The organism is Luteimonas fraxinea, from assembly GCF_021233355.1.
GTDB lineage: Bacteria > Pseudomonadota > Gammaproteobacteria > Xanthomonadales > Xanthomonadaceae > Luteimonas > Luteimonas fraxinea.
Map to the genome: position 1 here is coordinate 3841621 of NZ_CP089507.1, position 25932 is coordinate 3867552.

Annotated in this window: 24 protein-coding genes; 11 read left to right on the forward strand and 13 right to left on the reverse strand. The window is 67.4% G+C overall.

Annotated elements, in window-relative coordinates; all coding sequences use genetic code 11:
- Positions 1-6: 6 nt before the first annotated feature.
- Entirely contained in the window at positions 7-972 is a 966-nt protein-coding gene (gene trxB / locus LU699_RS17515; RefSeq protein ID WP_232135313.1) for a thioredoxin-disulfide reductase, read from the reverse strand.
- 154 nt (positions 973-1126) lie between these two features.
- On the opposite strand from trxB, the gene LU699_RS17520 reads away from it, so the two are divergent.
- The 3 genes from LU699_RS17520 (at position 1127) to lolA (ending at position 5400) form a co-directional block, all read left to right on the forward strand.
- Positions 1127-2194 (forward strand): alanine dehydrogenase, encoded by a 1068-nt coding sequence (locus LU699_RS17520; RefSeq protein ID WP_232135311.1) that lies wholly within the window; start codon positions 1127-1129, stop codon positions 2192-2194.
- 46 nt (positions 2195-2240) lie between these two features.
- Positions 2241-4622 carry a DNA translocase FtsK gene (locus LU699_RS17525; protein ID WP_232135309.1) on the forward strand — a complete coding sequence of 794 codons (2382 nt, stop codon included), beginning with the start codon at positions 2241-2243 and terminating at the stop codon, positions 4620-4622.
- A gap of 145 nt (positions 4623-4767) precedes the next feature.
- A complete protein-coding gene (gene lolA / locus LU699_RS17530; protein WP_268738727.1) occupies positions 4768-5400 on the forward strand; it encodes an outer membrane lipoprotein periplasmic chaperone LolA in 633 nt (210 codons plus the stop codon).
- A 94-nt stretch (positions 5401-5494) separates the two neighbouring features.
- On the opposite strand, the gene LU699_RS17535 is transcribed toward lolA, so the two are convergent.
- Positions 5495-6346 (reverse strand): calcium-binding protein, encoded by an 852-nt coding sequence (locus LU699_RS17535; RefSeq protein ID WP_232580312.1) that lies wholly within the window; start codon positions 6344-6346, stop codon positions 5495-5497.
- A 112-nt stretch (positions 6347-6458) separates the two neighbouring features.
- On the opposite strand from LU699_RS17535, the gene LU699_RS17540 reads away from it, so the two are divergent.
- Both LU699_RS17540 and LU699_RS17545 read left to right on the forward strand, forming a co-directional pair.
- Positions 6459-7766, forward strand: a complete 1308-nt coding sequence (locus LU699_RS17540) for a replication-associated recombination protein A (protein ID WP_232136158.1) — start codon at positions 6459-6461, stop codon at positions 7764-7766.
- Between the two features lie 124 nt (positions 7767-7890).
- Entirely contained in the window at positions 7891-8295 is a 405-nt protein-coding gene (locus LU699_RS17545) for a hypothetical protein (RefSeq protein WP_232135304.1), read from the forward strand.
- 12 nt (positions 8296-8307) lie between these two features.
- Here LU699_RS17545 and LU699_RS17550 read toward each other — a convergent pair whose 3' ends face one another.
- On the reverse strand, positions 8308-8658 hold the full coding sequence (locus LU699_RS17550) for a hypothetical protein (protein ID WP_232135302.1): 351 nt from the start codon (positions 8656-8658) through the stop codon (positions 8308-8310).
- A gap of 246 nt (positions 8659-8904) precedes the next feature.
- Between LU699_RS17550 and lexA the strand changes: the two genes are divergently transcribed.
- The 6 genes from lexA to LU699_RS17580 are packed head-to-tail and all read left to right on the forward strand — an operon-like array spanning position 8905 to position 16581.
- On the forward strand, positions 8905-9504 hold the full coding sequence (lexA, locus tag LU699_RS17555) for a transcriptional repressor LexA (protein WP_232135300.1): 600 nt from the start codon (positions 8905-8907) through the stop codon (positions 9502-9504).
- A 1-nt stretch (position 9505) separates the two neighbouring features.
- Entirely contained in the window at positions 9506-10123 is a 618-nt protein-coding gene (gene imuA, locus LU699_RS17560) for a translesion DNA synthesis-associated protein ImuA (protein WP_232135298.1), read from the forward strand.
- Positions 10124-10134: 11 nt separating this feature from the next.
- Entirely contained in the window at positions 10135-11556 is a 1422-nt protein-coding gene (locus LU699_RS17565; protein WP_232135296.1) for a Y-family DNA polymerase, read from the forward strand.
- Positions 11553-14801, forward strand: a complete 3249-nt coding sequence (locus LU699_RS17570; protein ID WP_232135295.1) for an error-prone DNA polymerase — start codon at positions 11553-11555, stop codon at positions 14799-14801. The genes LU699_RS17565 and LU699_RS17570 overlap by 4 nt, the downstream gene beginning before the upstream one ends.
- 6 nt (positions 14802-14807) lie before the next feature.
- Positions 14808-15812, forward strand: coding sequence for a DUF5829 family protein (locus LU699_RS17575; protein WP_232580313.1), 1005 nt, complete (start codon positions 14808-14810; stop codon positions 15810-15812).
- A gap of 7 nt (positions 15813-15819) precedes the next feature.
- Positions 15820-16581: a class I SAM-dependent methyltransferase gene (locus LU699_RS17580; protein WP_232135291.1), complete on the forward strand. Its 762-nt coding sequence runs from the start codon at positions 15820-15822 to the stop codon at positions 16579-16581.
- 174 nt (positions 16582-16755) lie between these two features.
- On the opposite strand, the gene LU699_RS17585 is transcribed toward LU699_RS17580, so the two are convergent.
- The 10 genes from LU699_RS17585 to mdcA all read right to left on the reverse strand — a co-directional run bounded on the left by LU699_RS17585 (position 16756) and on the right by mdcA (position 25896).
- The gene (locus tag LU699_RS17585; RefSeq protein WP_232149506.1) at positions 16756-17535 is read right to left on the reverse strand and encodes a TerC family protein; all 780 of its coding nucleotides are present in this window, start codon (positions 17533-17535) and stop codon (positions 16756-16758) included.
- 87 nt (positions 17536-17622) lie between these two features.
- On the reverse strand, positions 17623-18336 hold the full coding sequence (locus LU699_RS17590; protein WP_232135287.1) for a GntR family transcriptional regulator: 714 nt from the start codon (positions 18334-18336) through the stop codon (positions 17623-17625).
- A 103-nt stretch (positions 18337-18439) separates the two neighbouring features.
- The gene (locus LU699_RS17595; protein ID WP_232135285.1) at positions 18440-19807 is read right to left on the reverse strand and encodes an SLC13 family permease; all 1368 of its coding nucleotides are present in this window, start codon (positions 19805-19807) and stop codon (positions 18440-18442) included.
- Positions 19808-19893: 86 nt separating this feature from the next.
- Positions 19894-20814: a malonate decarboxylase subunit epsilon gene (gene mdcH, locus LU699_RS17600; protein ID WP_232135283.1), complete on the reverse strand. Its 921-nt coding sequence runs from the start codon at positions 20812-20814 to the stop codon at positions 19894-19896.
- On the reverse strand, positions 20811-21668 hold the full coding sequence (gene mdcB, locus LU699_RS17605) for a triphosphoribosyl-dephospho-CoA synthase MdcB (protein ID WP_232135281.1): 858 nt from the start codon (positions 21666-21668) through the stop codon (positions 20811-20813). The genes mdcH and mdcB overlap by 4 nt, the downstream gene beginning before the upstream one ends.
- Positions 21665-22315: a malonate decarboxylase holo-[acyl-carrier-protein] synthase gene (gene mdcG / locus LU699_RS17610; protein ID WP_232135279.1), complete on the reverse strand. Its 651-nt coding sequence runs from the start codon at positions 22313-22315 to the stop codon at positions 21665-21667. The genes mdcB and mdcG overlap by 4 nt, the downstream gene beginning before the upstream one ends.
- Positions 22308-23018: a biotin-independent malonate decarboxylase subunit gamma gene (mdcE, locus tag LU699_RS17615; protein WP_232135277.1), complete on the reverse strand. Its 711-nt coding sequence runs from the start codon at positions 23016-23018 to the stop codon at positions 22308-22310. The genes mdcG and mdcE overlap by 8 nt, the downstream gene beginning before the upstream one ends.
- Positions 23015-23923: a biotin-independent malonate decarboxylase subunit beta gene (locus tag LU699_RS17620; RefSeq protein ID WP_232135275.1), complete on the reverse strand. Its 909-nt coding sequence runs from the start codon at positions 23921-23923 to the stop codon at positions 23015-23017. Before LU699_RS17620 ends, mdcE begins: the two co-directional genes overlap by 4 nt.
- Complete coding sequence (gene mdcC / locus LU699_RS17625) at positions 23920-24240, reverse strand: malonate decarboxylase acyl carrier protein (protein ID WP_232135273.1); 321 nt, start codon at positions 24238-24240, stop codon at positions 23920-23922. Before mdcC ends, LU699_RS17620 begins: the two co-directional genes overlap by 4 nt.
- Before the next feature lie 9 nt (positions 24241-24249).
- On the reverse strand, positions 24250-25896 hold the full coding sequence (gene mdcA, locus LU699_RS17630) for a malonate decarboxylase subunit alpha (RefSeq protein WP_232580314.1): 1647 nt from the start codon (positions 25894-25896) through the stop codon (positions 24250-24252).
- Between the last annotated feature and the right edge of the window lie 36 nt (positions 25897-25932).

Sequence of the window (25932 nt, forward strand, 5' to 3'; positions counted from 1 at the left end):
CGGGACTCAGCCCTGCTGGTCGAGGAAGCGTTCGGCGTCGAGCGCGGCCATGCAACCGAAGCCGGCCGAAGTGATCGCCTGACGGTAGTGCTGGTCGGTCACGTCGCCGGCGGCGAACACACCCGGCACGTTGGTCGCGGTCGCATTGCCGTCGATGCCCGAGCGGATCTCGAGGTAGCCGTTGTTCATTGCCAGCTGGCCTTCGAACAGCGTGGTGTTCGGCGTGTGGCCGATCGCCACGAAGAAGCCGTGCACGGCGATCTCGCGGGTGCTGTCGTCCTGTACGGATTTGAGGCGCAGACCGGTCACGCCGGCATCGTTGCCGAGCACTTCGTCGACCGTGTGATGCCACGCCGGCACGATCTTGCCGGCCTGGATCTTCGCGTTGAGCTTGTCCTGCATGATCTTCTCGGCGCGCAGCGTGTCGCGGCGATGGACCAGATAGACGGTCTTGGCGATGTTCGACAGGTACAGCGCTTCCTCGACCGCGGTGTTGCCGCCGCCGACCACGGCGACGTCCTGGTCCTTGTAGAAGAAGCCGTCGCAGGTGGCGCAGGCGGAGACGCCGCGGCCCTTGTACGCCTCTTCCGACGGCAGGCCGAGGTACTTCGCGGTCGCGCCGGTCGCGATGATGATGGCGTCGGCGGTGTACTCGCCGCTGTCGCCCTTGAGGCGGAACGGACGCTGCGACAGATCGGCGGTGTGGATGTGGTCGAAGATGGTTTCGGTATCGAAGCGCTCGGCATGCGCCTGCATGCGCGCCATCAGGTCCGGCCCCATCAGCCCGTGCGCGTCGCCCGGCCAGTTGTCGACCTCGGTGGTCGTCATCAGCTGGCCGCCCATCTGCATTCCGGTGATGACCACCGGTTTCAGGTTGGCGCGCGCGGCGTAGACGGCTGCGGTCCAGCCGGCGGGGCCGGATCCGAGGATCAGCAGACGGAGGTGGCGGGGGCTGGTATTCGGGACGCTCATGTATACTCGCGGGCTTCGGCACTGCGGCCTGACGTGGTCCATAGCTTGGCGGTGCGCCCCCCGCAAAACAAGGTTCGGCAGCGTCAGCCGACCGGAACAATCCATCCGCGACACGCCGCCGAAAGCGGCGTTTTTTTGTGCAGGAGTCGGCGACATGCGTATCGGTATTCCGAGTGAGACCAAGACCCTCGAAGGCCGCGTGGCCCTGGTGCCGGAAGCGGCGGGCGATCTGGTCAACCGTGGTCACGAAGTGTGGGTGCAGCAGGGCGCGGGCCTGAAGTCGGGCTTCAGCGACGAGGCCTACACCCGTCTGGGCGTGAAGATCGCGCCGGACGCGGCCGCGCTGTACGAGAAGGGCGAACTGATCGTCAAGGTCAAGGAGCCGATCGAAGGCGACCTCGCGCTGCTGCGCAAGGACCATCTGCTGTTCTGCTACCTGCATCTGGCGCCGCTGCCGGAGCTGACCAGGCGTCTGCTCGATATCGGCCTGACCGGCGTCGCCTTCGAGACAGTCGAGCTCGACAACGGCGAGCTGCCGCTGCTGGCGCCGATGTCGGTGATTGCCGGCAAGATCGCCGTGCAGATCGGCACGCACTACCTGCACCAGCCGCTGGGCGGCAAGGGCAAGCTGCTCGGCGGCCTGCCGTCGACCGAGCGCGGCAAGGTCGTGGTGTTCGGCGCTGGCGTGGCCGGCGGTGCGTCGGCGGCGCTGGCTGCGGCCGGCGGCGCCAACGTCGTGGTGTTCGAGAAGCGCCAGGACCGCATGGAACAGATGATGCGTCTGGGCAACAACGTCACCGCGCTGTATCCCTATGACGACGTCGTCGCTCGTGAGGTTGCCTCGGCGGATCTGGTGATCGGCGCGGTGCTGGTCACCGGTGCGGTTGCGCCGCACGTGGTCAGCCGCGAGATGATCAAGTCGATGGAGGACGGCAGCGTGCTCGTCGATATCTCGATCGACCAGGGCGGCTGCTTCGAAACCTCGCGTGGCACGACCTGGAAGGAGCCGGTCTACGTGGAAGAGGGCGTGACCCATTTCTGCGTGACCAACATGCCCGGCGCCGTGCCGCAGACCTCGTCGCAGGCGATCTGCGCGGCGATCCTGCCGTGGGTCAACAAGCTCGCTTCGGGCCAGTGGCGCGACAACCAGGCGCTGGTCCGCGGCATCAACGTCGAAGGCGGCAAGCTTGTGCATCCTGCGCTGCAGGGCATGAAACTTTGACGTAAGATCAAAGGCCTGTACCGACTTCCTCAGGTAAAGACGCACGGTGGCACGACCGCTTTCAGACCGCTCCAAGCGCACGCGCAGCGCAGCCAAGGACGCCGCACCCGCGGCGTCCGCCAAGGCAGCGCCGAATCCGCGTCGCCAGCGGCTGGTCCGCGACATCGCGCTGATCCTGATCGCGCCGCTGCTGCTGTATCTGCTGGCGTGTCTGGTCACGTACTCGCACACCGATCCGGGCTGGACCAATGCCGGTAGCGTCACCGCGCCGCTGAACAATGTCGGCGGCCCGGTTGGCGCGTGGATTGCCGACGTACTGCTGCATCTATGCGGTTACGTCGCCTATCTGTTGCCGGTGATCCTCGGCGCGATCGCATGGATCGCGCTGTTCGGCATCGAACGCGACCCCGAGGGCACGGCCGATTTCGGCCCGGCCCTGCGTCTGGTCGGCATCGTCGGCTTTCTGGTGTCGGCGACCGGTCTGCTGTACCTGCGGGTGCCGGCAGTGCAGAACCTGTCGGCCGGTGGCGGCGGCATTCTCGGTCGGCTGGTCGGCAATTCGCTCTACGGCGCGATCGGCCCGGTCGGCGGCAATCTGTTCCTGCTCGCGCTGTTCCTGGTGTCGGTGACGCTGGCGACGGGCCTGTCTTGGTTCGCGTTGATGGACCGCCTCGGCGGTTGGGTCATGAAGCTGCCGGTGCTGTTCCGCCGCAGCAGCAAGCAGGCGACGGACTGGAAGGAAGCCCGCGTGCACCGCGAGGAGCGCACCGAGGCGCGCAAGGTCGACACCGAACTGCGGGCCAAGCGCGCGCCGGTGAAGATCGAAGCGCCGGTCGTGCCGCCGGTGGTCGAGAAGAGCGAACGCGCCAAGCGCGAACAGCAGATCCCGATGTTCCACGGCGTCAACGCCAACGGGTCGGACCTGCCGCCGCTGTCGCTGCTCGATGATCCCAAGCCGCAGCCCAAGGGCTACGACGAGGAGACGCTGGAAACGCTGTCGCGGCAGATCGAGTTCAAGCTCAAGGACTTCCGCATCGATGTGGAGGTCAAGGAAGCGCAGCCGGGTCCGGTGATCACGCGTTTCGAGATGGAGCCGGCGCCGGGCGTCAAGGTCAGCCAGATCAGTTCGCTCGACAAGGACATCGCCCGTGGCCTGTCGGTCAAGTCGGTGCGCGTCGTCGACGTGATTCCGGGCAAGTCGGTGATCGGCCTGGAAATCCCGAACGTGCGCCGGGAGATGATCTATCTCTCCGAGCTGCTGCGCTCCAAGGAATACGACAAGTCGCCGAGCCCGCTGACGCTGGCGCTGGGCAAGGGCATCAGCGGCCAGTCGGTGGTCGCCGATCTGGCGCGCATGCCGCATCTGCTGGTCGCCGGTACCACCGGTTCGGGCAAATCGGTCGCGGTCAATTCGATGGTGCTGAGCCTGCTGTTCAAGGCCAGCCCGAAAGAACTGCGCATGCTGATGATCGACCCGAAGATGCTGGAGCTCAGCGTCTACGAGGGCATTCCGCATCTGCTGGCGCCAGTGGTCACCGACATGAAGGAGGCCGGCAACGGCCTGCGTTGGTGCGTGGCGGAGATGGAGCGCCGCTACAAGCTGATGAGCGCGGTCGGTGTGCGCAACCTGGCCGGCTTCAACAAGAAGGTGAAAGACGCGCAGGACGCCGGGCAGCCGATGTCCGATCCACTGTTCCGGCCGAATCCGGAATCGAGCGACGTCGCCGAACTGCTCGAGCCGCTGCCCTACATCGTCATCTTCATCGACGAATTCGCCGACATGATGATGATCGTCGGCAAGAAGGTCGAAGAACTCATCGCACGTCTGGCGCAGAAGGCGCGCGCGGCCGGCATCCATCTGATCCTCGCCACGCAGCGGCCGTCGGTGGACGTGATCACGGGCCTGATCAAGGCCAACATCCCGACCCGCATCGCGTTCCAGGTCAGCTCCAAGATCGATTCGCGCACCATCCTCGACCAGTCCGGCGCGGAAACGCTTCTCGGCAACGGCGACATGCTATATCTGCCGCCGGGCACGGCGATGCCCGAGCGTGTGCATGGCGCGTTCGTGTCCGACGAGGAAGTGCACCGCGTCGTCGAACACCTCAAGCAGAGCGGCCAGGCCCAATACATCACCGGCGTGCTCGACGAAGTGCAGACGATGGGCGACGGCACCGTGGTCGGTGCGACCGGCCTGCCGGAAAGCGGCGGCGGCGGTGGCGACGAAAGCGATCCGCTGTACGACGAAGCGGTCAAGATCGTCACCGAAACGCGCCGCGCTTCGATCTCCGGTGTGCAGCGCCGACTGAAGATCGGCTACAACCGCGCCGCGCGTCTGGTCGAGGCGATGGAAGCGGCCGGCGTGGTCACGCCGCCCGAGCACAACGGCGACCGCAGCGTGCTCGCGCCGCCGCCACCGCCGCGCTGATCGAGCCGCCGCTGCGCGACCCGCGATGAATCGTCGATGCACGGCCTCAGCGCAGGCTTGCGTCGTCGTCGCCGCATTCAGCAAAGAATTCGCACACTCCGATCCAACGTCATATCGAACCCAGAGGTTCTCCCGTATGCGCTCGATGATCCGTCATTCCCGCTGGTTCGCCGCCGCTGCCGTACTGATGGTGGCCGGCGTCGCGCAGGCCGCCGATGCGCGCCCGCAGCTCGAGCAGTTCACGCGCGGCCTCAAGGGCCTCGAAGCCCAGTTCACCCAGCAGGTCGCCGACGGCAACGGCCGGGTCAAGGAAAGCTCGAGCGGCACGCTGGCGCTGTCGGCGCCGCGTCTGTTCCGCTGGGAATACGTGAAGCCGTATCCGCAGCTGATCGTCGCCGATGGTCGCACCGTGTGGGTCTACGACCCCGACCTGCAGCAGGTCACGCGCCGTTCGCAGGGCAGCGAGGAACAGGACAGCCCGCTGGCCGCGTTGATCGACCCGTCGAAGCTCGACCGCGACTTCAGCGTCGCCGAAGCCGGCAGCGCCGGTGGACTGAACTGGCTCGAGCTGCGCCCCAAGCGCGCCGAGAACGCCGCGTTCGAACGCGCCCGTCTGGGCTTCGGCAGCGACGGCAGCCTGTCGCGCATGGAAATCCACGATACGCTGGGCCAGCGCACGACGATCGGGTTCAGCGGCTGGAAGCGCAACCCGACGTTCGCTGCCGATACCTTCCGCTACACGCCGCCGGCGGGTGTGGATGTGGTGGGCGAGGAATAAGTCTGTCGCGCCCCGCGTTGCGGGACTCGCGAGACCTCGCATCGAGCGGCCGCCTTCGGGCGGCCGTTTGCGTTCTGCAGAATCTATAAAACGGCTATCGGCCCGCTTCACCGACCTGCCGGATCGGCGTGAATGCCGGCAGCACGAGCCGGTAGTCGTAGGGCGCATCGTCGCGCTGGCGGCCTGCATTACGCGGCAGGGTGTCCGCCGGAAAAGCCCGGCAAGCATCGTCGTCCATGCATGCCCAGAACGCCCCACGCGCCGCGGAGATGTCGATCGACACGGGCACAAGATCACGCAGATGTGCGGTCATTGGCATCTGCGGAAACAGAGCAGGGGCGTTGGGCGGACGTTTTCGCATAGCGTGGACATTGCCGGTGACGACCAGGATGCGCCCGCGTGGGAAAGCGTCATACGCGCGCCGGAGGACATGGGCCATCGCCGCTTCACAGTTATCGAGTTCGAAGCAGCGTTGACTGCGCGGATCGAACGCCAGGATCGTGACATCGCGTCCTTCGCCGCGCAGCGCACCGATGCGCTGTACCAGCGACAGCACGTCTTCGCTGCGACGGCCATCGCTCTGGTCGGGTGACAGCGTCCACCACGGCCGTTGCCGCAGACCGTCTATCAAGGCCTCCGTGCCACCGCCGGTCACCACCTCGCGCAGCGCCGGATGCTCTCTCGCCGGAATCTCCAGCGCGAGCAGCACCGGTCCGGACGTGCTCCAGCGTTCGACCAGATCGCCCGCCAGCAGCGGAATCTCGCGGGTGCCGTGCATTTCACCGAGAACCACGAGCCGATGGTCGCCGCTTTCGCGGACCAGCGTGTCGACCGCATCGCGGCGCCAGTCCGCAGCAGCCGTCGTCAAAGCGGCGAGCAACAGAAGGCCGCCGACGAGCCACTTCAGTTGCAGCGTTGCGGTTGTGATCACGTCCGTGTGTCGCAATATCGTCATCCCGGCACTCCGTTGCAGTCCCAGGTCACAGGTTAATCGCGTGCCCCGTTCCCGCCCATCCCGCGCCGACGGCGGCGACCTGCTGCAGGTCGACCGCAGCGCCATGCGTCCGCTGGCCGAACGTATGCGGCCGGCCAAGCTCGACGAAATGGTCGGCCAGCGTCGTCTGGTCGCCGAAGGCACCGCGCTGCGCACGGCGGTCGAGGCCGGCAAGATCCATTCGATGGTGCTGTGGGGACCGCCGGGCTGCGGCAAGACCACGCTGGCGCTGCTGCTGGCGCATTACGCGGACGCGGAATTCAAGGCGATCTCGGCGGTGCTGTCGGGCCTGCCCGAAGTGCGTCAGGTACTGGCCGAAGCCGCGCACCGCTTCGAGGGCGGGCGCCGCACGGTGCTGTTCGTCGACGAGGTGCACCGGTTCAACAAGACCCAGCAGGACGCGTTCCTGCCGCACATCGAACGCGGCACGATCGTGTTTGTCGGCGCGACCACCGAGAACCCCTCGTTCGAACTGAACTCCGCGCTGCTGTCGCGCTGCCGCGTGCACGTGATGGAATCGGTATCGCCCGAAGACATCCTCGAATCGCTGCACCGTGCGCTGGCCGATGCCGAGCGCGGACTGGGCGATCGCGGCCTGCGGATCGCCGAGGATCTGTTGCGGCTGATCGCGGTGGCTGCCGATGGCGATGTGCGACGCGCACTGACGCTGCTGGAGATCGCCGCCGAACTGGCGGGCGAGGGCGGCGAAGTCACCGCCAGCACGATCGAACAGGTGCTGGCCGATCGCACGCGGCGGTTCGACAAGGGCGGCGAGCAGTTCTACGACCAGATCTCGGCGCTGCACAAATGCGTGCGCAGTTCGAATCCCGATGCCGCGCTGTACTGGCTGACGCGCATGCTCGACGGCGGCTGCGATCCCGGCTATCTCGCCCGGCGCATGACGCGCATGGCGGTGGAAGACATCGGTCTGGCCGATCCGCGTGCGCTGCAGATGTCCATCGATGCCTGGGATACGTATGACCGCCTCGGCAGTCCCGAGGGCGAACTCGCGCTCGCGCAGCTGGTGATCTATCTGGCCAGCACCGCGAAATCCAACGCCGGCTACATGGCCTTCAATCAGGCCAAGCGCGACGTGCGCGAATACGGCACGCAGGATGTGCCGATGCATTTCCGCAACGCGCCGACCAAGCTGATGAAGGAACTCGGCTACGGCACCGGCTACCAGTACGACCACGACACCGAAGACGGCATCGCACTCGACCAGACCGCGTTCCCGGATGCGATGGGCGAGCGGGTGTATTACCAGCCGGTCGGGCGCGGCTTGGAGATCAAGCTCAAGGACAAGCTCGACGTCCTGCGCGCCGCGCGCGCGGAGGCGATCCGCAAGGCCCGTGAGGCCGGCGACGACTGAGCGTCAGCGAATTTTCTGACGATCGCTGCGGACCGCGACCGAAACGGCGCGGGCGTTCGCACGATGGTGCAAGCCGGGGCACACGTGCAGGCTCACAGGCGGTTCTTCCATGGAGGGAACGCCGATGCGGATCTGTGCAGTTCTGCTGCTGTTCGTCGCATGGCCGGTCGCCGCGCAGTCGGTGCACAAATGCGCCGATGGTCGTGGCGGCCACAGTTACCAGTCGCAGCCCTGCCTCGATGGCGAAAGCCTGCGGACGTGGACGGCCGAGGTGCAGGATCCGCCGGCGACAACGGCAATGCAGCGCCCGACGAAACCGCCGACGCAGCGTCGTGCGGTCACATCGACGCGGGATCGTCCGACACGTGCGACGACGCCCCGACGCGACGACCAGCACGCGCGATGTCTGGCCGCACGTGCCAGTCGCGAAACCGCCTTGCGTAAGCTCGGCACACAGCGCCGCTATGACGATCTGCGCCGGCTCAACGAGCGCGTGTCCGCGGTCTGCAATCACCGCGGGCGCGGCTGAGGCGCCGGGCGATCAGGGATTGCAGGGGCGGTTGGTGCCTTCCCAGCCGTTCGGCAGTCGACGGATGACCTGGTCGCCGGCGCAGCGTTCGCCAGCTTCGAGTGGGGTCGAACGGTAGGCCACCAGTTTCGGTGCAGCAGGCGCTGCGACGGCCGGCTTCGGGTATTCGTAAATCACCCGCTCGGGCGAGGGCAGATGGCCGAGCTGGCGGGAGAAGGCGCCCGCATCGTCATCGCTGCGGCTGGCATGCAACCAGGCCGCGTTGGATGCGACCAGCAACGCCAGCAGCACGATCGCCATCGCCTGCCAGTTCGAACGCTGCCAGCGGGCGGGGAACAGAAACAGATTGCGTTGCCGATCCACGAGGCGCTCCGGAGTCCAGACAGACTGGATTCGATGCTAGGCGCCGGATACAGGGCGGACCACTAGGGGCAACCCTGTAAACGTTTTCCTGTGCATCCATCGGTGTGCACGCATCGCGCGGCCAAGGGCGCATGCATGAACCGGTCAGGCGTATCGCCACAACCATCGCGAGCCCGGCAAAAGGACTGGAAGGCCGATGCGGGAACCCATGGCGCATCGCGTTTCGAGGGTGTACAAATGTACACCATGAGTGATCTGTCTCCCCAGCGTGCCGCCGTCCTCGAATTCCTGCGCGAGCGCATCGCCGCAGGTGCGCCGCCGAGCCTGGCCGAGATTGCCGTCGCCTTCGGTTTCGCTTCGCGCAATGCCGCGCAGAAGCATGTGCAGGCGCTGGTCTCGGCCGGACTCGTCGAATTGCAGGCCGGTCAGAAGCGCGGGCTGCGGCTGCCGGGGCAGGGCGAACGCATGGCGGCGTTGCCGGTGCTCGGACGCGTGGCCGCCGGTGTGCCGATCGGCCCGGACACCGGCAGCGATCGCGTGCTGTGGCTGGACCGCAGCCTGTTTTCGTTGCGCCCGGATTACCTGCTGCGGGTCGAGGGCGATTCGATGATCGACGACGGCATTCTCGAAGGCGATCTCGTCGGCGTGCACCGCAGTCGCGATGCGCGCGACGGCCAGACCGTCGTCGCGCGGCTGGACGATGCCATCACCATCAAGCGGCTCGAACACCGCGAAGGTGGCGTGCGCCTGCTGCCGCGCAATCCCGCGCATGCGCCGATCGTGGTCGCCGTCGATGCCGACTTCGCGATCGAAGGCCTGTACTGCGGCCTGGTGCGGCAGGGCTGACATGGCGCCTGCACTCCAATCGCTGGATGCTCTGCTCGCCGCGCGCACGGTGTGGTCGGCTGGACGCGGCACGCGATGCGCCGACATCGGCCAGCCGACCGGACATGCCGCGCTCGATGCCGCGCTGCCGGGCGGTGGCTGGCCGCCGCGTGCATTGACCGAACTGCTGCTGCCTGCCGATGGCGTCGGCGAAATCTCCTTGCTGTTTCCGGCGTTGTCGCGCATCACCGCCGCCGGCGGGCGCGTGGTGCTGGTCGCGCCGCCGTGCATACCGTATGCACCGGCGTGGCAGGCGGCAGGCGTGCGGCTGGACGCGCTGGATGTCGTCGAGGCATCGCACACCGATGCGCTGTGGGCGTTCGAGCAATGTCTGCGCAGCGGTGCCTGTGCGGCCGTGCTGGGCTGGCCCGACACCGGTGATGCACGGTTGATGCGGCGCCTGCAGGTGGCGGCCGACAGCGGCGATTGCCATGCCTTTGCATTGCGCGATCGACGTCATGCGGCGAACGCCTCGCCGGCGGCGTTGAGGCTGGAATATCTGCCCGAGGTGCAGGCCTGGCAGGTGCGCAAATGCCGGGGCGGGCAGGTGCCGTCGCAACCGCTGCGATTGGCGAGCTGAATGCTCCTGCGATGCTCTGGGCCTGTCTTCTCCTGCCGCAACTGGCGCTCGACGCCGTTCTCCGTCGTCTGCCGGATCCCGACGCACCGTTCGCGCTGGTCGAAGGGCCCGCGCAACTGCGCACGCTGCACAGCGTCAACGACGCGGCGGGCGCGCACGGACTGAAGGCCCGCATGCGCCTGTCGGCCGCGCATGCGCTGCTGGCCGATGTGCGCACGCAACCGCACGATCCACTGGCCGAATCGACGGCGCATCGTTTTCTGGCCGCCTGGGCGTATCGCCACAGTTCGCTGGTGAGCCAGCAGTGGTCGCGCGCGATCGTGCTCGAAGTGCAGGCGAGCTTCCGTCTGTTCGGGCCATGGTCGCAGTTCGAACGCACGCTGCGCGAGGAACTGTCGGCGCTGGGTTTCGCGCATCGCATCGCGCTCGCGCCGTCGCCGACCGCCGCGCGTGTGCTGGTCGGTCTGCGCGATGGCTTCGCGGTGACCGGCGCGGCGGAACTGTCGGCGCTGCTGGATCGCACGCCGGTGCGTCGTGCCGCATTGCCGGGCGATGCCGGCGAACGCCTCTACCGCATGGGCGTACGCACGCTCGGTGCATTACGTGAATTGCCCGGTGCTGGCGTGCAGCGCCGGTTCGGCGCGGACGTGCTGGCGCACGTGCGCAGGCTGTATGGCGAGAGCGACGATCCGGTCGCCTGCTACACGCCGCCGGATCGTTTCGACATGCGCGTCGAACTTGGTTACGAAGTGGAAGCGCATCCGCCGCTGCTGTTTCCGTTGCGGCGCCTGATCAACGACCTGTGCACGTATCTCTCTGCGCGCGATGGTGGCGTGCAACGTTTCGTGATCGGGCTGGAACACGAGGAGGGCAGTACCGACGTCGAGGTCGGCCTGCTCGCACCCGAGCGCACGTCGACGATGTTGTTCGAACTCGCGCGCAACCGGCTCGAACGCACCGAAATCGCCAGGCCCGTCGTCGCGATGCGCCTGCTCGCGCGCGAGCTGCCACCGTTCGTGCCGGCCGCGCGCGATCTGTTCGATACCCGTCCGCAACAGGCGCTCGACTGGCCGCATCTGCGCGAACGGCTGCGCGCACGGCTCGGTGACGATGCGGTCTATCGGGTGACGCCGGCCGGCGATCCGCGCCCCGAACGCGCATGGTCGCGCCGCATCGGCGATGGCGGCGGCGCGATTGCGGATGCACCTGCGCGTCCGCCGCGTCCGGCCTGGCTGCTGCCGCAACCGGTGCCGCTGCACGACGCCGGCCTGCGCATCGTGTCCGGGCCGGAGCGTCTGGAAAGCGGCTGGTGGGACGACGCCGATGCGCGCCGCGATTACTACGTCGTCGAAACCCGCGAGGGCCAGCGCGGCTGGGCATTCGTGCCGCCGGGCCGCTTCGAGGGCTGGATGCTGCACGGCTGGTTCGCATGAGCTGGGACGATGCGATCGACGGCGTGGACCGCGACACGCCCGGCAGTCATGTGCCGCGTGCATTGCGTGTTGCCGGGCGCCTGCGTGCTGCCGCGAACGACGACGTCGCCCATGACACCCGCGACGATCTGCCTGCGTATGCCGAGCTGCACTGCCTGTCGGATTTTTCGTTCCTGCGCGGCGCGTCCAGCGCGGAACAGCTGTTCGCGCGCGCCGTGCATTGCGGCTACAGCGCGCTCGCGATCACCGATGAATGCTCGCTCGCCGGCATCGTGCGCGGGCTGGAGGCGTCGGAGGAAACCGGACTCAAGCTGATCGTCGGCAGCGAGTTCCGGCTCATCGACAACACACGTTTCGTGCTGCTGGTCGAAACCCGTGCGGGTTACGCGCAGCTGTGCGCGCTGATCACCCGCGGCCGCCGCGCCGGCACCAAGGGCCAGTACCGGCTCTCGCGCGCGGATGTCGAAGCCGAGTTCCGAGGGAAAACACCCGGGGTGTTCGCCGTATGGCTGCCGGGTGCCACGCCCGAAGCGGGGCAGGGCGCCTGGTTGCGCGACGTGTTTCCCGTACGGACGCATCTGGCCGTGGAACTGCACCGCGAACGCGACGATGCCGAGCGCCTCGCCGCGTTGCTGGCGCTGTCGCGCACGCTCGGCATCCCTGCCGTCGCCAGTGGCGACGTCCACATGGCCACCCGTCGCGAACGCATTCTGCAGGACACGTTGACCGCCATCCGCCACACCACACCGATCGCCGACTGCGGCGAGCACCTGTTCCGCAATGGCGAACGGCATCTGCGTTCGCGGCGCGCGCTCGGCAACATCTACGGCGCCGATCTGATGCAGGCCGCTGTCGATCTTGCGGCGCGCTGCAGTTTCGGCATGCGCGAACTGCATTACGACTATCCGGTCGAACTGGTGCCCGAGGGCCACACGCCGACGACGTGGCTGCGTCATCTGACGGAAGAGGGGATTCGCCTTCGCTGGCCGGGCGGGCCGACCCCCAAGGTCCGCGAGCTGATCGATTTCGAACTGGCATTGATCGCAAAGCTGAAGTACGAGGCGTTCTTCCTGACCGTCGCCGACATCGTCCGCTTCGCCAGAGGCGAGGGCATCCTGTGCCAGGGCCGCGGCTCGTCGGCTAATTCGGCGGTCTGCTACGCCCTCGCCATCACCGCAGTGAATCCGGACGACACGCGCCTGCTGATGGCGCGCTTCCTGTCGGAGAACCGCAACGAGCCGCCCGACATCGACGTCGACTTCGAGCACGAACGCCGCGAAGAAGTCATCCAGTACGTCTACGCCAAATACGGCCGCGAACGCGCCGCGCTGGCGGCGACGGTCATCGCCTATCGCGGCAAGAGCGCGGTGCGCGATGTCGCCAAGGCCTTCGGTCTGCCGCCGGACCAGATCGCGTTGCTCGCCAATTGCTACGGCTGGGGCAATGGCGAGGCGCCGATGGAACAGCGCATCAGCGAGGCCGGGTTCGATCTCGACAACCCGCTGATCGGAAAAATTCTCGTGATCACCGAGATGTTGCGCGACCACCCGCGGCATCTGTCGCAGCATGTCGGCGGTTTCGTCATCTCGAACGAATCGCTGTCGCATCTGGTGCCGATCGAAAACGCGGCGATGGACCACCGCACGATCATCCAGTGGGACAAGGACGATCTGGAAACCATGCAGCTGCTGAAGGTTGATTGCCTCGCGCTCGGCATGCTGACCTGCATCCGCAAGGCGCTCAATCTGGTGCGCGGCCAGCGCGGACGCGCTTTCGAAATCGCGACCCTGCCGCGCGAGGACGCGCGGACCTACGAGATGATCCAGATCGCCGACACCGTCGGCGTGTTCCAGATCGAATCGCGCGCGCAGATGGCAATGCTGCCGCGGCTCAAGCCGAAAGAGTTTTACGACCTCGTGGTCGAAGTCGCGATCGTGCGGCCCGGTCCGATCCAGGGCGACATGGTGCATCCGTATCTGCGACGCCGGCAGGGACACGAGCTGGTGACGTATCCCTCCGAAGGCGTGCGCGAAATCCTCGGGCCGACGCTCGGCGTGCCGCTGTTCCAGGAGCAGGTCATGGAGCTGGTGATCCACGCCGGCTACAACGCCGACGAGGCCGATGGTCTGCGTCGTTCGATGGCGGCCTGGCGTCGCGGCGGCGATATGGAACCACACCGCCTGCGGATCCGCGGGCTGATGGAAGACAAGGGCTACGCGTCGGAGTTCATCGACCAGATCTTCGACCAGATCAAAGGCTTCGGCTCCTACGGCTTTCCGCAGAGCCACGCGGCCTCGTTCGCGAAGCTGGTCTACGCCAGTTGCTGGCTCAAGCGGCATGAGCCTGCCGCGTTCGCCTGCGGCCTGCTCAATGCGCAGCCGATGGGTTTCTATTCGCCGAGCCAGATCGTGCAGGACGCCCGTCGCGGCAGTCCGCATCGCGCGGCGGTGGAGGTGTTGCCGGTCGACGTGATGGTCAGCGATCGCGATTGCACGCTGGTCGGCGGACGTCCGTGGTGCAGCGACGTCGATCCCGGCACGCAGCCCGACATCCGGCTCGGCCTGCGTCTGGTGGCCGGATTGTCGGAAACGATGGCCGACGCGATCGTCGCCGCACGCGCGCGTCGGCCGTTTTCCAGCGTCCAGGACCTGTGCCTGCGCGCCGGTCTGGACGAAAAGGCGCGCAGCGTGCTCGCCGAATCCGGTGCGCTGGCGTCGCTGGCCGGACATCGCAACGCGGCGCGTTGGGCGGTCTCGGGCATCGAGCGGCAACGGCCGCTGCTGCCGGGCAGTCCCGATGAAGACGTGGTCGAACTGCCGGAGCCGCGTGCGGGCGAGGAAATCCTGTCCGACTACCGCAGCACCGGCCTGACGCTGGGCCAGCACCCGATGGCCCTGCTGCGTGCGCAGATGGTCGAGCGCCGGATCATCGGCCTGCGCGATCTGCAGCAGCGCCGGCATGGCAGCGGCGTGCACGTCGCGGGACTTGTGACCCAACGCCAACGACCGGCGACGGCCAAGGGCACGATCTTCGTCACGCTGGAAGACGAGACCGGAATGATCAACGTGATCGTCTGGCCGCATCTCGCGTTGCGGCGTCGGCGTGCGTTGCTGGAATCGCGCCTGCTCGCGGTGCGCGGCCGATGGGAGCGCGTGGACGGCGTCGCCCATCTGATCGCCGGCGATCTGCAGGATCTCAGCGGCATGCTCGGCGGCATGCAGTTGCCGTCCCGGGATTTCCACTGAAGGCCTGTGGTCCGGCTTGGCACCATTCCTTTATGTTATATCGTAACTAATCAGCTCAATCCGGCCCGCCGCATGGTGTCCCGCCGCCTTCCTGTCCTCTCCGTGTTCTGCATGGCGGCGATGTCCGTCGGCCTTGCGCTTCCCGTCACGACATCGGCGCGCTTGCCGCCCGTCGCGCTCAACCACCTGTACGTGGTGCTGGATCAGGCCAGCTTCGATGCGATCCAGCGCAGCGACGCAGTCGCACGTCTGCTGTCGCCGCCCGATACCGGACTGCCGGGCTACGCCGCGCCGGACGATGGGGCAGACCGCCTGTTCCTGCGTGGACGCACGACATATCTGGAACTCTTCGCGCCCGGCAACCGGTTCGGCGAGCCCGTCGGCAGGGTAGGTCTGGCGATCGGATACGACGCGCCGCGCGATCTCGGTCGGCTGGAAACGGCTTGGCGCGCCGTGTATCCGGATGTGCGCCGGAGCGACGTGCACTGGCGTCGCACGACGCCGCCGGTGCCGTGGTACGACGCCGTGCAGCGCGATGCCACGGCTGACAATCCGCATCTCGTTCTGTGGGCGATGACCTATCGCCCGGAACTCGTCGCCTGGCTCGCACCGTCGGTGGATGCCACGCCGCGAACGTCGCGCGCCGACGTGCTCGCGCCGCGCTGGCGGCACGCGCAGGGCCTGATCGACATCATCGGTGTGCATGTCGGCGTGCCCGGCCCACTGCGGCAGCAGCTGGACGATCAGCTCAGCCGGGCAGGCTTGGATCGCCGCACATCCGGCGAAGACCTCGTGTTAGAGGGGCTCGGCTGGACCTTGCATCTGGCGGAAGCGGATGCGCCCGGCTTACGGGCTCTCGACCTGCAGACTGCGCCGCGCGCCGACGGTCCATGTGCGATGGACTGGGGCAGTACCCGGCTCGTGCTCGCCGCCGATGGCGAATCGCGCTGGTGGTTTGCCGGCAGGTCTCCGGCGCAGTCCGCACCCGTCTGTCCCACCGCAACACACTAGGAATTCCATGTCGCTGTATCACCGCATCGCCGAGCTGCAGGGCGATCGCCCTTGGGGCGCCGTGCTCGATGCCGGCACCGGCCGCAATTCGATGCGCTGGGTGCTGTCGCTGAAGACCGATCGCTGGACTGCCGTTACCGGCGCGGCGTCGATGGCGCGGACGACTGAAACGGAAATCGGCGCGCGTCGGCGGGATGTGGATCGTCTGGTCGTCGGCAACTGGCTCGATCCCACGCTGCTCGCGGGCGAGCGCTACGACACCGTGCTCGCCGACTATCTGCTTGGCGCGATCGAAGGCTTCGCGCCGTACTGGCAGGACCAGTTGTTCGCGCGTCTTTACGATCTGGTCGCGCCGGGCGGTCGTCTGTACGTCGTCGGTCTCGAACCCTACGTGCCCCAACATCCCGATGCGCTCGACGCGGCCGGCAGTCTGGTCACGCGCATCGGGCGTCTGCGTGATGCCTGCCTGCTGCTGGCCGGCGATCGGCCGTATCGCGAATATCCAGCCGACTGGACGCTGCGTCAGATCGAACGTGCAGGCTTTCGCGTGCTGCATGCGGAACAGGTGCCGATCCGCTTCGGCACACGCTTCGTTGACGGGCAGCTCGACATGTGCGGGCGTGTGCTCGAACGCGTGGCGGATCGCCAACTCGCTGCTGCTCTGCACGCCCATGCCGAAGCCTTGCGCATGGAGGCGCATCTGCGGATCGCCGAGGACGGTGGTCTGCGGACCGGCCACGATTATGTGATCGCGGCGGAGGTGATTTGAGGTGATTAGGTTGGTGCTTGAGCGTGCCGGCCCTCACCCGACGCGCGGGGCGCGTCGACCTCTCCCATAGGGAGAGGTACATCTGGCGCGCGATCGCAGATTTACAGCGATCGAGTTACTTGGCGCCTTAACCCATGACGATCAAACGGCTCGCCGCCAGATGGTGATGCCGCCTCAGCGCGGCATCGGATCGGTCGGCTCGTCCACCGGCGGCGTGCGCTCGCCGCGCACGCGCATCGCGTTGCGCTTGGCCCACAGGTTCAGCATCTCGACCGCAGCCGAGAAGCCCATCGAACCGTAGATGTAACCCTTCGGGATGTGCAGACCGAAACCGTCGAGCAGCAGGTAGATACCGATCAGCACGATGAAGGTCAGCGCCAGCATCTTCACCGTCGGATTCGCGTCGATGAACTTGCCCAGCGGCTGCGCCGCCAGCAGCATCACCGCGACCGCCAGCAGGATCGCGCAGACCATCACCGGCACGTAGTCGCCGGCCATGCCGACCGCGGCGATCACCGAGTCGAGCGAGAACACGATGTCGATGACCGCGATCTGCGCGATCACCGCGCCGAACGAGGCCGTCGCCTTGCCGAGCGTGCCGTGCGCTTCGCCGTCTTCGCCCTTGAGCTGCTCGCGGATCTCCATCGCGCCCTTCACGATCAGGAACAGACCGCCGAGGATCAGCACCAGATCGCGCACCGAGATGCCGCGCCCGAAGAGTTCGAACAGCGGCTCGGTCAGTCCGGCCAGCCAGGCCAGCATCAGCAGCAGGCCGATGCGTGTGATGCACGCGACCGCGATGCCGAACTTGCGCGCGAACTCGCGCTGCTCGACCGGCAGCTTGGACACCGCGATCGAGATGAAGACCAGGTTGTCGATGCCGAGCACGATTTCGATCGCACTGAGCGTGATCAGCAGGATCCAGACCTGCGGGTCGGTAATCAATTCCATCATCGGTGACACGTCCTCAGTGGGGTTCGGGCAACGCGGCGGCCATCAGGCGCGCATCGGAGCACGCAGGATCTGACGGCGGCGTGTGGATCAGATCGACCCGGAGGTCGGCAGCGGGGCCGGCACGTTGAGCTGTCCGCCCGAGGCGACATAAGCCGCAAGCGCCTGTCCCTGGCTCAGCAGATGCTGTTCCATCGTCCGACCGGCGGCGTCCGCATCGCGCTTGCGGAAGCAGTCCATCAGCGCACGGTGTTCGGACAGCGACTGCGCCGTGCGGCCGGGCGTCAGCAATTGCCGGCCGCGGTGCATCTTCAGGATCCGGTGCAGATCGTGGGTGATGCGGATCAGCCACGGGTTGCCGGCGTAGCGCTGCACGGTCTCGTGGATGACGTAGTTGTTGCGGTAGTACTCGGCGATGTTGCCGGTCTCGACCGCGGATTCCATTGCCGCGTGCAGGCTTTCCAGCAGCGCAAGCCCAGCATCGTCGATGTTGCGCACGGCCTCGTGCGCGCAGCGCCCTTCGAGCATCGCCATCACCGGGAACAGCTGGTTGAGATCCTCCAGCGTCAGCCGGGTCACGCGACTGCCGCGGCCCGCATCGATCTGCACCAGGCCTTCAGCGGCCAGCAGCTTCAGCGCTTCGCGCAGCGGCGTGCGGCTGATGCCGAGGCGTTCGCACAGATCGGGCTCGTCGATCCATTCGCCCGGCGGCAGCTGATAGTCGTAGATCAGCTCGCGCACCTGCTCGGCGACTTCTTCGTAGAGCGGTGCACGTTTGCGCGTGGGTGTGGAGCCGATGGCCATGATCTGAGCGGAAATCCAGGACGTTGCAGTGTATCGGGGTTGGTGTGCGGACGACCCGGCCTGCCGCGGAGGGGCGACAGGCCGGGCGCCGCGTGGAACAGACTTACATCCAGCCCGGCACGACGAAGATCAGCCAGGCCAGCAGCGGGGCGAACGCGACCACGAGACCGCTGTAGATCAGGAAGCGGCGGAACAGGGCTTCGCGTTCTTCCTTCGCGGCCGAGGCCACGACCAGCGCGCCGTTGGTCGAGAACGGGCTGACATCGACGACCGTCGAGGACACCGCCAGCGCGCAGATCACGCCGGCCGCGCTCAGATGGCCCTGCATCAGGAACGGCACGGCCAGCGGAATCGTTGCGCCCAGCACCGCGGCGGACGAGGCGAACGCCGACACGATGCCGCCGACGTAGCAAACCAGCAGCGCGCCCAGCAGCGGAATGCCGATGCTCGACACGCCGTGGCCGACGAAATCCACCGCGCCCGCGTTCTGCAGCACGCCGATGTAGGTCACCACGCCCGAGATCAGCAACACCGTCGACCAGCTGATGCCGTCGACCGCGCCCTTCTGGCTGTTGGGCGAGAGCAGAGCGAGCACCACGGCCACGGTGATCGACACCAGACCGACGTTGAGATCGTAGATCAGCGCGCCGACACCGAGACCGGCGAGGCCGATCAGGGTGAACAGCCGCTCACGGGTCATGCCGACCGCTTCGAGCGCATCGGGATCGTTCGACAGCGTGCCGCCGCCGGCCGACAGCAGAGCGCCGTGGCCTTCGATCGCGAACTGTCGCGACGAGGCCTGCGGGCCACCGGCGACCGCGAATTCGCCACCGCCCGACGTCGCCGCCATCGTCACCGAACCGCGGCGCAGCAGCGAGATGCCACCGAAGGCGAAGAAGCAGATCACGCCCATCATCAGGTTGAAACCGAGGCTGGTCAGGAACACCGCCATCTCGGTGACCTCGAGTCCGGCCTTCTGCACGACGCCGTTGGTGATGCTGCCGTAGACGCTGATCGGCGAGAAACCGCCGGCCTGCGCGCCGTGGATCACCAGCAGACCCATCATCAGCGGGTTGATCTTGTACTGCTTGGCGAAGCGCAGCGCGACCGGACCGATGATCGCGACCGCCGCCGGCCCCAGCGCACCGAACGCGGTGAGCACCGCGGTGACTACGAACATCACCCACGGAATGGCGACGATGCGTCCCCGCACTGCGCGCACCGCCCAGTGCACCAGCAGATCGATCGTGCCGTTCTTCTGCGCGATCGCGAACAGGTACGTGATGCCGACCAGGGTGAGGAACAGATCGCCCGGAAAACCGGCGAGCACTTCCTTGCCTTCCATGCCGACGAACAGGCCGCCGATGATGAAGGCGAGCGCGAACGCGACCGCGCCCATGTTGATGGGCAATGCGGTGGCGACGATGAACATGATCACCAGACCGATGATCGTTGCGATTTGTGGACTCATGCGCCATCCCAGACACCTGACTCGGCGACATCACGGATGGAAGCCCGCCATCCCGGGTCAACACGCTTACTTGTGGTTCCGCACACTCACTGCATCCGGCCCAGCGCGGCGTGCACCCAATCGGCAGCACCGTCCAGACTTCGGAATTCTTCGACCGCGCGCACTTCGCAGCACGGATACGCGGGCGCGACCATGCGCGCGAGCGCAGTGCCGGGACCCAGTTGCAGGAACACGCGCGCGCCCCGTTCGAACGCCTGGCGCATGACCTGCGCCCATTCGACGGTCTGCGCGAGCTGAAGCGAAAGCGTGCGTTCGACGGCGGCGCGATCGCGCACCGGGCGCGCGTCGATGCCGGCGAGCACCGGCAGCGTCGGCGCCTGGATCGAAGCGTCGGCGAGCACCTGCGCGAATCCGCGCGCCGCGTCTGCGAGCAACGGCGTATGTGCCGGCACGTGCACCGGTAACGGACGGACTTCGGCGCCGCGCGCGGTCGCGACTTCGGCCAGTGCCTGCAGCGCATCGAGGCGACCGCCGACGACGAAATGATCGGATCCGTTGGCGATGGCGATGTGTACCGCGTGCGCGGTGCACAGCGCCTGCAACGGTTCGCGTTCCAGGCCGAGTACGGCCTGCATCCCGGCATCCGGCGGGCTTGCCGCGTCCATCAGCCGTGCGCGCCGCGCCGACAGCGCAAGGCAGGCCGGGGCGTCGACGCTGCCCGCGATCGCATGCGCGGCCAGTTCGCCGATGCTGTAACCGGCGACCAGCAGTGGCGTCGGCACACGGTTTCGCAGGCCTTGCCAGTGGGCGAGGCTGGCCGCGCACAAAAGTGGCTGCGCATTGGCGTTGTCGAAGCGGTCTTCGGATGCAGCGGCGCTGTCTGCGGTGCGGCCGAGGACATCCGCAAGCGCGTCGAGGATCGATCGTGCGGCTGCGACGTCACGCACGCGATCGAACATCCCGGGATGCTGCGCGCCTTGGCCGGGGCAGAGCAGGGCGAGGCTCATACAGCCTCCTGCTGCAGCAGAAACCAGCTGCAGGCCAACAGGTCGGCGCTGCCGCCGGGGCTGAGCCGGCGCGCGGCGAATGCGTTGCAGAGCGTCTGCAGACGCGCGCGCCAAGCGGGCGCGAACGCGCCGCCGTCAGCGATGAATCCGGTCGCCTGTTCTCGCGCCCAGCGCAGACCTTCGGCGCCGCCACGATGCAGCAGGTTGAGATCGTCGACGTGGGCGAGGAGCTGCATCAGCGTGTGGCACAGCGCCGCTTCGCGTGGCAGGCCCGCACCCAATGCATGACGCAGGGTCGGCAGCGCGAGCGTGCGCAGGATCGGATAGCCAGCCGCCGCCTGTTCGCGCACACCGGCAACGCCATGACGCGTACGTGCGCGCTGGCCGGGGCTGTGCGGATCGAGTGGCGCGGCATCGAGCGCATGCGTCCACTGCCGCACGCCATCGCAGACCTGTTCGCCGGTCGGCGTCGTGCCGGATGTCTGTCGATGCGACGCTGCGGAGGCGACCAGCAGGCCGAGACTGAAGATCGCGCCGCGATGCGTGTTGACGCCGCCGGTCGCGCGCAGCATCGCGATCTCCGCCGCGATGCCGTGCTGTCGCAGCACCTCGAAGTCATCGCCGCGCGCGCCTGCGGATGCAATCGCGCGGAAGTAATGCCGCAACGCGAACAAACTGCGCAGGAAGGTGCCGGCGTCCATGTCGTCATGGCTGCCGGTGTCGAACGGCGTGACCAGTCCGGGTTTCAGATCGCAGGCGAGTTCGGCGTGCAGGCTGGCGATCGCGAGCCGGCCCAGACGTGCGTTGTCGATGTCGACGCGGGGCGTGGAAACGCTGCGCGCGATGGTGTTCATGCGGCCACGTCCTGCGCGGCGAACAGGCGCTCGCGATGTTCTAGCATTGCGCCGTCGATGCGCTTGACCAGCACCTGGCGCGTGTCGCCGGCGTACTCGCGCCAGTGCACGGCGCTGCCGTCGGCCAGACACAGCTCACCGTCGACACGCTTGCCGGACTTCGATTCCCAGGCCAGCAGACGTGCGACCAGCGCATCGGCCTGCGCGGCGTCGTCCACCGTCCACAGCAGATCGATGTCCGAGCGCGCATGCACGTACGCCAGACCGGTCAGCGCCTGCCAGGCGAATGCACCGAACACACGCGCCGGCCGGATAGCGTCGAGTGCAGTCAGCGCATCGCGCCAGTCGTCGGGCAGGTGCGCATCCAGTCGCGTGATGACATCACGGAGGCTCAGCGGCGACTGGTGACAGACCACATGCTGCATCGGCACGCCCAGCGACAGGCGCTGCTTGCCTTCGTTCGGCGGCAGCGGCACGCCGAGGCGCACGCGCGGATCGGGATCGCTCGCGGTGCGCCGGGCGACGACCGCGGGAAAGCCCCGCGCGAACCACGCGGTCAGGCGCGACTCGTGTGCGGCCACATCGGCCTGCCAGTCGGCCTTCGCCGACAGCCAGACCAGCGTGTGGCGGGCGAGCCGCTCAGGCATCGCCGTTGGCCACCGCGGCTGCTACGCGGGCCGACAGCGTGCGCCCGCCACGTTCCGCGCCCAGCACCGCGCGGCGATCGCCGTCAGCCGGCGTGCGCAAGGCCTGCAGCAGCGCCTGCGCGAGATCGCCGTCCCACACAGACTGCACCGCGCCCATCGCCACGTAGTTCTCCACACCGGGCGCGAACACCGGCGAGGTGCGGCTCAAGGCCTGCAGTTTCTCCAGCGGCTGTTTGGTGACGCGCGCCATCGCGCGCAGATCCATCACCCGCACTTGGGCATCGGGCAGGGCATGGATGTGATCGGCCATCAGACCGAACGACAGGAAGCCGCCGCTGACCGATTCGCCGTAGACCAGGGTCACCAGCGTCGCGCCGCGTCGCCGCGCGAGATCCAGCGTCTGTGCCAGATGCGCGAAGTAGCCGTTGATGCCCAGCAGTTCGTCGCGACGCGCGAGGCGTTGGCCGGCGGTGTCGACCAGCATCACAATCGGTCGCTGCGGATGCGCGGCGGTGCTGGCGAGTACGGTGTCGGCGAGCGCGAGTGCGTGATCCACGCCGACTTCGATCTTGTCAATGGTGCCGATGACGGTGACCTCGCCGTCGTCGGTGGTCGCGCTGCCGGTGAGCACGGAATCGTTGATGTCGATCGCATGACCGCGTGGAAACAGCGCGTCCAGCAGCGTGTCGAGCGGCGCGGTCATGGCAGGCTCCGGTTCGCCGTAGCAGCGAGGAAGGCGTCGGTCTCGAGCAGCGGCAGGCGGTCCGGATCGGCGATGCCCTGCAGCGCCCAGATCTCCAAGCCGTCGCGGCAATCGCCCCAGGCCTGCGCGAGTGCTTTCAGCGCGGTGTGGCGCGCCTGCAATGCGACGAGTGCATCGTCGGTGTCGATGCTGGGCGTGTCCGGCTGCAGCGCCTGGAACGCCGCCTGCGCGAAGGCCTCGATCGCATCGGGCACCAGACCCTGCGCCTGATCGATCAGATAGCGATGCTTGCCGCCGGTAACGCGCCAGACCAGGGCGCGATCGCGCGAGTCGAATTCCTCCACGCCGCGCACGGTCTCGATCACTTCCGGGCCCGACAGCGACAGCCGGCCTTCCTCGGACATGATCACCGTCGTGCAGCAGCGGGCGACGATGCCCATGCCGCCGAATGCGCCGTTGCCACTGCCAATCAGGGCCACCACTGGCACGCCGGCCGCACGCGCGACGAGGGTGGCGCGCATGATTTCGGAGATCGCGATCAGCCCCGCGTTGGCTTCGTGCAGACGCACGCCGCCGGTGTCGAGCAGCAGCAGAACGCCGTCGGGTTTCTGCGCAGCCGCACGCCGCAGCAGGCCGGTGAGCTTGGCGCCGTGCACTTCGCCGACGCCGCCACCCATGAACTCACCCTGCTGCGCGGCGACCAGCACGGACTTGCCGCGCAAGGTGCCCGCGCCGACGACGATGCCGTCATCGAAGGCCGCCGGCTGGTCGAGCTGCGCGAGATGCGGACTCATCGCGCGATGCGTCGGTCCGAGAAATTCCACAAACGAATCCGCGTCGAGCAGACCCGCGATGCGTTCGCGCGCATCCGCCTCGTAGAAGCTGTGTCGGCGCGCGAGGCTCATGCGCGGCTCCCGGCGTGCAGGGTTTCGACCGCCTGGTCGAGACGCAGGCTGACGACGGCGGGCGTGGCGCCGGCATCGTTGATCGACACGCGCACATCGCGCAGCGGATGGCGCTGGGCGAAGTCGGCGATCACCGCCTGCCAGATCGTGCCGAAGCCCTGCGCCGCGGTGACGATGTGCACGGCCAATTGCCCGTTCTGCGGCGCCGGTTCCAGCAGCACTTCGAGATTGCCCGAGGCGAGCACGCCAACCAGCACCGCATCGCCGGCGAAGCGCACGGACGACGTGCCATCGAATCGATAATCGAGGGTTTCCATCGCAGGCCCTTACCAGTTGCGGAAGCGTTTGGGCGGGTTGTACAGACCGCCGGACCAGCGCACGAGATCCTTGACCGAGCGCGCGGCCAGCAGGTCGCGGCTCGCGTCGCGCACGTTGATGCCGAGGTCTTCGGGGCGGCGGATCACGCCGCGGTCGCGCAGGTTTTCGACCATCGCGCGACCGCGTCCGAGACCCACGGCCGTGTAGCCGGCGACGCCGCGGATCGCCTGTTCGCGTTCCTCCGGCGTGCGGCACAGCAGCAGGTTGGCGATGCCTTCCTCGGTCAGCACGTGGCTGACGTCGTCGCCGTAGATCATCACCGGCGGCAGCGGCATCGACGCACGTTCGGCGAGTTCCCAGGCATCGAGGCGTTCGACGAACGCCGGTGCCATGTGTTCGCGGAAGGTTTCGACCATCTGCACGACCAGCTTGCGGCCGCGCGGCATTTCGCCGGGACGTGCCGCCTGTTGTCCGGCCTTGAGCCAGGCCTCGCTGGCGTGGCGGCGGCCGCGCGCGTCCGAGCCCATGTTCGGCGCACCGCCGAAGCCGGCGATGCGGTCGCGTGTCGCCGTCGAACTGTTGCCCTGCAGATCGACCTGCAGCGTCGAGCCGATGAACATGTCGCAGGCATAGAGTCCAGCGGTCTGCGAATACGCGCGGTTCGAACGCATCGAACCATCTGCGCCGGTGAAGAACACATCCCCGCGCGCGGCGATGTACTGCTCCATGCCGAGTTCCGAGCCGAAGGAGTGCACGGATTTGACGAAGCCCGATTCGATCGCCGGAATCAGCGCCGGATGCGGATTGAGCGCCCAGTGCTGGCAAATCCTGCCTTTCAGCCCCAGCGATTCGGCATATGTGGGCAGCAACAGTTCGATCGCCGCGGTGTCGAAACCGATGCCGTGGTTGAGCCGGTTGACGCCGTACTCGGCATAGATGCCCTTGATGGCCATCATCGCCATCAGCACCTGGATTTCGGAGATCTGCGCAGGGTCGCGGGTGAACAGCGGTTCGATGTGATTCGGCTTCGGCGCCTGCACCACGAAGTTGACCCAGTCACCGGGAATGTCGACGCGGGGGAGGGTGTCGACGATCTCGTTGACCTGGGCGATGACGATGCCGCCGCCGAACGCGGTGGCCTCGACGATCACCGGTGTGTCTTCGGTATTCGGGCCGGTGTAGAGATTGCCGTGGCGATCGGCGGCCTGCGCGGCGACCAGGGCGACGCCCGGCGTGAGATCGATGAAGTAGCGGCCGAACAGTTCCAGATAGGTGTGGATCGCGCCGATCTGGATGCGGCCTTCGGCGACCAGGTTGGCCAGCCGCACCGCCTGCGGGCCGGAGAACGAGAAGTCGAGCTTCGATGCGATGCCGCGTTCGAACACGTCGAGGTGCGACGGCAGCGACAGCACCGACTGCACCATGTGCAGATCGTGGATGCGGGCGGGGTCGAGATCGGCGAGCGACTGGGCGAGGAAATCCGCCTGCTTCTGGTTGTTGCCCTCCAGGCATACCTTGTCGCCCGGTTCGAGAATCGCGTGCAGCAGATGCCCGATATCGGGCGCGGCGACCTCGTGTCCGGTCGTCCACTCGGACGCCCGCTCCAGACGGGTGCGGCGGTTGCGTTGGCGGTGGTCCCAGCTGGGCTGCGCCATGTCGGTCTCTCGTGATGATGGATTAATTACTCCATA